This window comes from Arachidicoccus sp., assembly GCF_050436765.1.
Lineage (GTDB): Bacteria > Bacteroidota > Bacteroidia > Chitinophagales > Chitinophagaceae > Arachidicoccus.
On record NZ_JBNQGD010000174.1, the window covers coordinates 927 to 9,080 of the forward strand.

The 8,154-nt window shown below is 40.3% G+C and carries 5 protein-coding genes; all 5 read left to right on the forward strand.

Features of this window, described 5'->3' with window-relative positions:
- Positions 1-946: glycoside hydrolase family 97 catalytic domain-containing protein (locus ACQR30_RS07640; RefSeq protein ID WP_429733592.1), on the forward strand; the 946-nt coding region annotated here is incomplete at its 5' end.
- A 497-nt stretch (positions 947-1,443) separates the two neighbouring features.
- Positions 1,444-3,981, forward strand: coding sequence for a glycoside hydrolase family 78 protein (locus tag ACQR30_RS07645; RefSeq protein WP_429733595.1), 2,538 nt, complete (start codon positions 1,444-1,446; stop codon positions 3,979-3,981).
- A gap of 139 nt (positions 3,982-4,120) precedes the next feature.
- A complete protein-coding gene (locus tag ACQR30_RS07650; RefSeq protein ID WP_429733598.1) occupies positions 4,121-4,993 on the forward strand; it encodes an alpha/beta hydrolase in 873 nt (290 codons plus the stop codon).
- Positions 4,994-5,129: 136 nt separating this feature from the next.
- Positions 5,130-6,554, forward strand: coding sequence for an arabinose isomerase (locus tag ACQR30_RS07655; protein WP_429733601.1), 1,425 nt, complete (start codon positions 5,130-5,132; stop codon positions 6,552-6,554).
- A gap of 48 nt (positions 6,555-6,602) precedes the next feature.
- Complete coding sequence (locus ACQR30_RS07660; protein ID WP_429733604.1) at positions 6,603-8,114, forward strand: family 43 glycosylhydrolase; 1,512 nt, start codon at positions 6,603-6,605, stop codon at positions 8,112-8,114.
- Positions 8,115-8,154: the final 40 nt, after the last annotated feature.

Below are 8,154 nucleotides of genomic sequence, written 5' to 3' on the forward strand. Positions count from 1 at the left end.
CTATTATGCCGCGCAAATGCACGCAGCCTATAACCTGATCGACGATGGTTGGGCTAGCTGGCAATCACCGGATACTAGCAAATGGGCTTATCTGGCCGATCAGGTTAAATATGCGGCAAGTAAAAATGTAGGCATCTGGGTATGGAAGGCTTATCCTAATTATAAGCATACAGAGGGGTTAAAAGACGCTGCGTATATGGAAAAATTTTTTCAAAAATGTGCGTCGGTAGGCGTTAAGGGAGTGAAGATTGATTTCATTAATTCTGAGCGTCAACCGGAAATTGCGTTTTATTACCGGGCCGCGGCCATGGCAGCAAAATATCACCTGATGCTTGATTTTCATGGGGCAGATAAAGCAACGGGATTAGAATATAGTTATCCGAATATTCTTTCACAAGAAGGTGTCAGAGGACTCGAATATGAAGGGAATGTAAACTGGCCTTTTCATAATACGGTATTGCCTTTTACCCGATATTTATCCGGGCCTGCAGATTTTACGCCCATGAGTTTCCGGTCTTTTGTCCGTACGACCACCCTGGCACATCAGGCCGCAACGGTAGCTATATATACTTCTCCGTTTTTGTGTCTTGGTGCTGATCCTGCCGATTTATTGCATAGTGAAGCATTGCCTTTTATCCGCAATATGCCCGTTACCTGGGATGAAACAATCGTGCTTAAAGAGAGTAAAATTGGAAAAACGGCAGTCTTTGCCCGTCGAAAGGATAATACCTGGTATCTGGCAATTACCAACGGAGAAACCGCGACAAAATTGGATATACCTTTGACGTTTTTGGCAAAAAGAATAAACTTCAATCTAAAAGCTTTTATTGACACAAAGGATAGGGGTGCAAAAGTTATTACGGAACAATCGATTAATAAAAAATCTACGCTACACATCGGAATGCCTTCTGGTGGCGGATATTTAGGAATACTTACCATTAAATAGATAAAACTGATTGGACGCTAGGCAGGCTTGTTAAGCGGTCGCTATTTTGAAATTTCTATTGTAGCTTTTTCGTTCGACGAATATCTTATCACTGGTGGAAATGCTACCGGCAGTGTCTGAGCCCTGAATTGAGGGGCCTGGGCTTGGCAATCCTATGCCCCTGCAGGTTGGAACTTAAGTGCGCCGTTCTTAATATTGTTGGGGAGATTACAATCTCGGCATGGTTGCGTATACGGTGACCGTTCCGGACCTGTCTTTCAAACTTAGTTCGACTTGACAACTTCCTGTCGCCCCACATACAGTAGGTGATAGTTATTAAGAAATGATGCATTATTTTAGCAAAGGAAATAATATTCCTTATTTCTTACTTATAGGATAAGTCAGCTCTACGCGCTATCAAACAAATAAGATGAGTGGAAAAGCGTTGCAATAAAGGCCTATCGTTTTATCCGCCTGCCAGTAAGAATTAAATAATTTTGGTAAATACATTAAAGGATATGATGAATTTCAGATTACTTGTATACAGATGTGGCATTCTGGCTTTCTTATTTTTGTTTAAGGCAGCTAGTGCTTCCGCATTCGGATTAAGGACTTCTTGTGGTGCGTGTCTTCTCTCTAAGATGGATAACTCATTTTCAAATGGTTCAAGTGGGCTAAGGAATGATACGGCTAAGGTAACGGAAGGTATGTCCTTTTATTGGAAAGCAAAATGGATTGGTCTGGATAGCTCTTTCGCCTGGGATAGGCCTCAGGATGCTCATTCAAAATTATCTGCAAGGTATTTTCGTAAGGAATTTGATCTACATACAGCTATAAAAAAGGCGACTCTTTATTTTACCGGACTTGGATTGTACAAATTGTATATAAACGGAAAAAAGATTGGTGCGCAGCAGTTGTCTCCAACTCCGTCAGACTATAGAAAGCGTGTATACTATAACGTGTTTGACGTCTCTAATGCATTTTTGAAAGGAGAAAACACGGTTGGTGTTGTATTGGGCAATGGCCTTTTTTTTAGTATGCGGCCGGGAAAAGCGGGTGAATGGAAGTTGGGTATTCCGACAATCGTAAATTTTGGGTACCCCAAAATGATTTTTCAATTGGAGATTGAGTACAAAGATGGAAAAAAACAAATGATCATTTCAGACAATACGTGGAAAGTAACGGCTGACGGACCTATTCGCTCGGATAATGAATATGATGGTGAAGTGCAGGACTTTTCAAAAGAAATGCCTGGTTGGAACAGCAATGGCTTTGATGCCAGTCGTTGGTTGGATGTAGATTTAACTACTCCGCCCGGTGGGATGCTAAAAAGACAAGAAAATCCAAACATGAAAGTGATGGATATCGTTCATCCTATCTCCATTCGAAAAACTTTGAAAGGAAGTTTCATTGTTGACTTAGGACAAAATATGGCAGGGTGGATTAATTTGAAAACAACCACAACGCCAAATACGTCCATTGTGCTGCGTTATGCGGAAAGACTGGATTCTGGTGGTCATTTGTATACGGCCAACCTAAGAAGTGCGCAAGCGAAAGACAGTATTTTTACTGGAAGTAAAAGATATATTTCTTGGCATCCCTCTTTTGTTTATCACGGATTTAGATATGTCGAAATTAGTGGACTATCCTCCTTAGAGAAAAACGAAATAGAAGGGCAGGAGGTTTATGATGATATGAAAACAATTGGCTCTTTTTCATGCTCAGACTCTATTTTAAACAAAATATATAAAGCTGCTTATTGGACTATTCGGGACAACTATAAGGGGATGCCGACAGATTGCCCGCAACGTGACGAGCGGATGGGTTGGTTAGGTGACAGGTCTGTCAATTGTTATGGTGAGAGTTTTCTTTTTGATAATCATCTTCTTTATGCAAAATGGTTGGACGATATCGCTGACGCGCAGCTGAAAAATGGAAGCATCCCCGATATTGCCCCGGGTTTTTGGCCTGGATTTCTTACCGATAATAGCACATGGCCATCCACTTATATTTTTGTAGCCAATATGTTATATCGGCAATTTGGAGATGAAAATGTCATCAGGAAGCACTATCCAAATATGAAGCGGTGGATGGCTCATATGCTGACTTATCTCAATAGTGATTCTCTTGTGCAAAGGGATGAGTTTGGTGATTGGTGCATGCCACCCGAATCGAAAGTACTTATTCATTCCACGGACTCTACTAGAATTACGCCCGGTGGCTTTATAGGCGCCGCCTATTATATTCATTGCCTTCAGGTAATGTCTCAATTCGCCGCTGTATTGGGTATGGCTAAAGATAGTATGGCGGATTCATTTTTAAGAAACCGAATGATCAATGCAATTAATAAAAAATATTTTCATGTCGATAAAGGATTTTACGCCAACAATACAGTGACGGCCAATTTGTTGGCCTTGTCATTTGACATTGTTCCACCAGCAAGAAGAAAAGATGTTGCCGCAAATATTGCCAAAGTATCAAAGGGAAAATTTGATAACCATGTTAGTACGGGGCTAATAGGTAGTCAATGGCTAATGCGTGGGTTAACACATAATGATGATGCAGGAATTGCTTATACAATAGCGACCAATACAACCTATCCCTCATTTGGTTACATGCTCAGCCATGGCGCCACAACAATCTGGGAATTATGGAATGGAAATACGGCTGACCCGGCCATGAATTCAGAAAATCATGTCATGTTGTTAGGGGATTTACTTATTTGGTATTATGAAGATTTAGCTGGAATAAAATCTTCTACCCCTGGTTTTAAAAAGATTACTATGAAGCCGGTGATTCAGGTTCCTCTTTCATTTGTAAAGGCCAAATATAACTCGCCGAATGGTGAAATTAGCAGTAGTTGGAATAAGGAGCGTGATCATTTTCATTGGGATATTACTATTCCTCAAAACTGCACGGCAACTGTATATGTTCCTGCAAAAACAAAAAGCAGCATTCATATCAGCGGAAAGAGTAAATTTGTTAAAGCCAGTAATGGTTATTTTGAATATCAGGTAAGTAATGGGCATTATCAAGTGTCTTCCATCTTTCAATAGGGGTTAAGATCTGGTTTGTTGAATAGCATTTTGGATGTAGAGCGGAAAAGAAAGTTCTGGGGTAATATAAAAATAATTTTCCCTTCCGCCTATTTTCCCTTCCGCGCTTTGGTAGTTAATCAGGTAAAAAAATAAATAAATGAAGTCGAAATTAATTGTATGTTTCATTGCAATTTTATTTACACTACAGTATGGTGCCGCGCAGCGGGTCATTGCTCTTTACCCTGAAGGCAATATAATATTTGCAAAAAAAGGAACAGAAATTCCTCGCCTTACGTATTACGGCGCTGAACATAAAAAGACAGACATTGTTGTTATCGTTTGTTCAGGAGGCTCCTATGCGGGAAGGGCAAATGATGTGGAGGGCATACCTGCATGTAAAAAATTAAATGAAGCCGGCATTACTGCCTTCCTTTTAGATTATCGTGTGCCAAAATCTTCGAAGATGACACATAAAGAGATCGTGCCCCTGACAGACGCGCAGGCGGCTATTATCTACGTTAGAGAACACGCAAAGGAGTTTAATGTAAATCCTGATAAATTAGGTATTATGGGCTTCTCGGCGGGTGGGCACTTAGTGACAACTGTGGAGACGCATTTTGATCAAACGGTATTAAAAAATCTAAATAGAATTAGTCTGCGGCCGGATTTTGTGGTGGCTACTTATCCGGTTGTGAGTTTTGCAGATAGTCTAACGCATTTGCAATCTAGGAATAATTTAATCGGTCCTGATATTACCGCCAAAAAAATAAAGGAATTTTCAAATGAATTACAGGTGACAGATAATACGCCACCGACCTTTATAACGGCCGCTATGGATGACGATGTAGTAAAAGTCCAGAACAGCTTATATCTGGAAGCCGCGTTGCGACAGCATAATGTGCCTGTGCGAATGTTTTTATATGCCCGAGGTGGTCACGGATTCGGTGTGAATAATAAAACCGCAAAAATACAATGGATAGTGCCTTGTACCAAATGGATTTTATCTGAGATTTGGTATAAGAAAAAGTAGGAAATGAATGTTAATTGATTGCTGGTAAAAGACATTGCGCCGGGATGGATATTGAATACGGCTCTTACCACTAAGTAGCTAAAGATGTAAAAGATCTACCAGAAATAAATGTATAGGAAATTTAAAATATATAGTAATGCCTAATGAATTGAAAATTGGATTATTCGCAATTGGACTTGAAGCATATTGGGAGCAGTTTGCTGGTTTGAAGCAAAGACTTCTGGGTTATCTTTATTTTGTGGAGGGAGAAATGACAAAAGTCTATCCTCATATTGTCAATGCTGGAATGGTTGATAATACAGATAAGGCATTTGAAGCCGGTAGCTTTTTTAGGCAAAATGAAGTCGATATTATTTTTCTGTATGTAACGACGTACGCTTTGTCTTCCACCGTATTACCCGTGGTACAACAGGCAAAAGTTCCAGTTATTATTTTGAATCTTTCCGCTGACGCGGCAATAGATTATAAGGCATTTAATAAAATGAAAGATAGGACAAAGATGACGGGTGAATGGTTGGCCTACTGTTCTGCGTGTCCGGTTCCGGAGATCGCGAATGTATTTAAAAGAACGGGGATTGCATTCCATCAGGTAACTGGCTTGTTGCAAGAGGGTGATCTTTGTTGGAAGGAGATTCGTGAGTGGATCGAAGCGGCAAGAGTAAAAAAAATAATGTCCTATAACAGATTGGGCTGCATCGGTAACTATTATAGCGGAATGTTAGATGTATATACGGATATGACAGCGCAGTATGCACTCTTTGGTGGTCATATAGAAATAATTGAAGCAGATGAACTTAGTGCCCTACGCGATGATATTACAGAGAAAGAGATCATAGGGAAGACTGTAGATTTTTATCAGCATTTTGATATACAGTCCGATTGCTCTAAAGAGGAAATAGAAAAGGCTGCTCAAACTTCTGTGGCACTGGATAGGCTCGTTGGGAAATACAAGTTGGGTTCGCTGGCCTATTACTACAAAGGCGAAGGCACAAAAAATTTGACTACCTTCTCCTCGATCATTTTAGGGAACTGTTTACTTACTGCAAATGGCATTCCTGTAGCCGGGGAATATGAAATAAAGAATGTACAAGCGATGAAAATAATGGACAGCTTTGGTGCCGGAGGTTCCTTTACTGAATATTATGCAATAGATTTTAAAGACGATGTTGTATTGATGGGCCATGACGGTCCCGGCCATATTTCGATTGCAGAAGGGAAAATAAAGGTATGTCCATTACAGGTTTATCATGGAAAGGTTGGAAGCGGGTTATCGGTGGAAATGTCGGTGAAAAATGGTCCGGTTACTCTCTTGTCGCTGATAGAAGCACCGGATGGAAAACTTGCTTTTTTAACAGCAGAAGCAACATCTGTTCCTGGTCCGATCCTGGAAATAGGCAATACCAATAGTAGGTATCAATTTTCTATAGGGGTGAGAAATTTTGTGGAGGCTTGGAATAGCCACGGGCCTGCACATCATTGTGCTATAGGTGTTGGTCATATTTATGATAAAATAGAAAAATTAGGGAAATTGCTAGACATACAAGTGATTAAAATTTGTTGATCTTCCCATCATAACTGTACACTAGTTTTTTTCTTTAAAATAAAATAAATGAAAGCATCTTTACTCGTCTTTACTGCGCTTATTTGTTCTTTGGCAACAAAAGCACAAACCAACAACTTTAGCAGAGACGCTCGGCAACTTGTTCGTTTTAGTACTTCCGGCAATGCTGTAGATGCGCATGATGGTGAGATCGCTTTTTTTAACGGCACTTTTTATTTATATGGGACAAGCTATGATTGCGGTTTTGAGTGGGGAAACAAAAATGCACCGTTCTGTGGTTTTAAGGTTTACACCTCCAAAGATTTAGTTACTTGGGTGGATAGAGGTACCTTGTTTGATGCGCAAACGAAAACCTGGCAATGCCGGTGCAATGGCAATACCTACGGTTGTTTCCGACCTCATGTTATTTACAACAAAAGCACTCAGCTATATGTACTCTGGATCAATGTCTATGATAATAGCGTTGGATTTCGTGTATTTACTTCCCCAAGCCCTGTCGGCCCGTTCAAGGAGGTGGCCGAACCGCATCTCGCGGTCAATAGTGATATGCCGGTTGCCGGATTAAATAATGGCGACCACGACACTTTTGTAGATGATGATGGAACTGCCTATATTGCCTATACCGATTGGCGGTCAAATGGGGCAATTGATATCGAAAAGTTAGATAAAGATTACTTAACCGGAACGGGTGAGGTGGTAAAATCGGTAACAAAAGGCTCGACAGAGGCTCCTTGTTTATTCAAACGTAATGACATTTATTATTTGTTATATTCTGATCCCAATTGCGGCTATTGTTCCAGTACCGGTACTTCTTATCGGACTGCGCCTAGTCCACTCGGACCTTGGTCCGACCCTATAAAAATAAGCGATAACTCTTGTGGCGGGCAACCTTCATTTGTCTCGGTTATAAAAATGAAATCAAAAACGGTATATCTTTTTGGTAGTGACCTTTGGAATAATGGCGCGAAGAATGAAGCTTTAGCTAATTATTTCTGGTCCCCTTTATTTTTTGATTCATCGGGAAGAATAAAACCCATTCATTGTATGGAGAATTATACATTCACCTCCAACCAATCAGTAAAATTAGATACTTCCTTTAGCCCCAAAGGATTTTCTTTAGTCGGTGATGTAGCAAATCAATTACAACGTTCGCAAACATTCGGGGCAACAGGTTCGGGCATGTTGACAAGAATAGACATCACCTTATTTAAAAAGGATCATCCCAATGACAATTTAATTGTTGCTATTTATAAGACTGATTCCGGCAATCGACTCTTGGGAAAACGATTGTTTTCGGAAACGATAGATTCTAGTGCAGTGGGCTGGTCTGCTAAAAGCATGATTGTTCAGCCCCATTTACATGTCGATAAAAATGAAAAATACACCATTGTATTGCATAGCGATGCAACAAAGGGTTGCTATGGAGTCGCCTGGGGTGAATCAGTGCATTCTAGCGACGAAAGTGAATCGGTAAGCAAAGACGGTGGTAAAACTTTTGCATTAGAACCCGGCAAAAGACTGAGATTTAAAACCTATATTTCTTCGCTGGTTCACAAATAAAGAATTGCTCGCTTCTCTTTGATGGAGTGCGTTGGTAAAG

Coding starts and splice junctions, on each gene's coding strand:
- ACQR30_RS07650 (WP_429733598.1), top strand. CDS start 4,121: ATGAAGTCGAAATTAATTGTATGTTTCATTGCAATTTTATTTACACTA.
- ACQR30_RS07660 (WP_429733604.1), top strand. CDS start 6,603: ATGAAAGCATCTTTACTCGTCTTTACTGCGCTTATTTGTTCTTTGGCA.
- ACQR30_RS07645 (WP_429733595.1), top strand. CDS start 1,444: ATGATGAATTTCAGATTACTTGTATACAGATGTGGCATTCTGGCTTTC.
- ACQR30_RS07655 (WP_429733601.1), top strand. CDS start 5,130: ATGCCTAATGAATTGAAAATTGGATTATTCGCAATTGGACTTGAAGCA.